This window comes from Candidatus Afararchaeum irisae, from assembly GCA_034190545.1.
GTDB lineage: Archaea > Halobacteriota > Halobacteria > Halobacteriales > Afararchaeaceae > Afararchaeum > Afararchaeum irisae.
This window is the reverse complement of record JAXIOF010000063.1, coordinates 1-1337: the sequence shown is the minus strand read 5'-3', so window position 1 is coordinate 1337 and position 1337 is coordinate 1. Positions and strand designations below refer to the sequence as shown.

Genomic DNA, 1337 nt, shown 5'->3' with positions numbered 1-1337 from the left:
CAGAGTAACGCTTTAGCTTCTACTCTCAATTACCGATTGGGAAGTACCGAATATAGATTCATCATGTCTCGGGCAGTTTCTTCTTCGAACAGTCCTATTTCGTTGGCACGCCGGTAGCTGTATTCGTGATCCTGAAAGTCTCTTAGTTCGTCGTCTGTCATCCTGATAGCGTATGCTTCTATCGAACGCTCGATGGCTCCAAAACAGAGCTCGATAATAGCTGTGTAGTATCCGTTTTGCTCTCGAAGTACTTCTGAGACTTCGATCAGTCTGCACGCCTTAGTTATCTGTGTCTCCCAGCCCCCGCCCGAGGCAATACCTTCTTCGTACTTTGGCACTCCTCCGGTTCTCTCTTCGAATGCGTCTTCTGCACGGTCGATAGCATCCACGATAGAGCTGGGATCAGTCATCTTCTCCCTCCAGATCCTCCATTAGGATCTTTTCGACAGTTTTGAACTTCTCTGTCTGATAGACTGCGATCCCGGAGACGACTATCTGTCGTAGGTCTTCTGTGTATCTAGGTATAGCAGAAATAGACTCGACATCGATGTCATAGCTATACCTATCGCCGTCGAATCTCTTTTCTTCGAGGTCTAATTTTATTTCGTTAGCTTTTCTTTGGTTTTTAGCTCTGTTTTCAGTAACGAGGATCCATAGGTCGATGTCACTCCGGCTATCTGCTTCTCCCCGGGCTACACTCCCATATAGGACTACAGCTTCAACATCTTTGAGACCTTTCTTCAGTTCTTCGACAGCTTCTTTTACGGGTTTCTGAAACTGTATCTGAGGTATCTGAAGATAGGGATCATCTGGCACAGAAAGCCGTTCACGGTTTATCCGTATCAGACGTCTGTTGCCCTGAGGATTATCTATGACTAGATCGTTTTTCTCTAGAACGTCTACCGATCTCTTTACTGATGGCTGAGTATGCCCTGTCTGAGAAGCTATCTCAGATATAGTAAACTCGTCCTGTCTGTGATGTGATAGAAATAGAAGTACGTTATTAGTCGCTTTGTGTTTGAACAGATCAGAGTCGAGAGAAGGCACCGGGAGAGAGATCGATATACCGCTTCTATCACGTTCTTCTTTCACAACACGTTTCATATTACGCTTAACGTTACTATTACTTAAATAGTTTATTAATAAAGTGACTTCTATTTATATGTGAGGCATAGGGTATGAATCATGTTCACCACCTGCTTTGTAGTATAAGAGATATCCAAACTATCTCGGATGTACAAATTGGTTTGTATAGGGTGTGTTCGGGGAGCTAACCAACATTTTCGAAAATTGTCTAGAGAATGTTGGTTAGCTAATTGGACAGAACAAACCTTGGA

At 43.6% G+C, this 1337-nt stretch carries 2 protein-coding genes; both read right to left on the bottom strand.

Going from position 1 to position 1337, the window contains the following annotated elements:
- Nucleotides 1-29 precede the first annotated feature (29 nt).
- Nucleotides 30-410: a DNA-binding protein gene (locus SV253_07810; GenBank protein MDY6775962.1), complete on the bottom strand. Its 381-nt coding sequence runs from the start codon at nucleotides 408-410 to the stop codon at nucleotides 30-32.
- A complete protein-coding gene (locus SV253_07805; GenBank protein MDY6775961.1) occupies nucleotides 403-1104 on the bottom strand; it encodes a nucleotidyltransferase domain-containing protein in 702 nt (233 codons plus the stop codon). The genes SV253_07810 and SV253_07805 overlap by 8 nt, the downstream gene beginning before the upstream one ends.
- Between the last annotated feature and the right edge of the window lie 233 nt (nucleotides 1105-1337).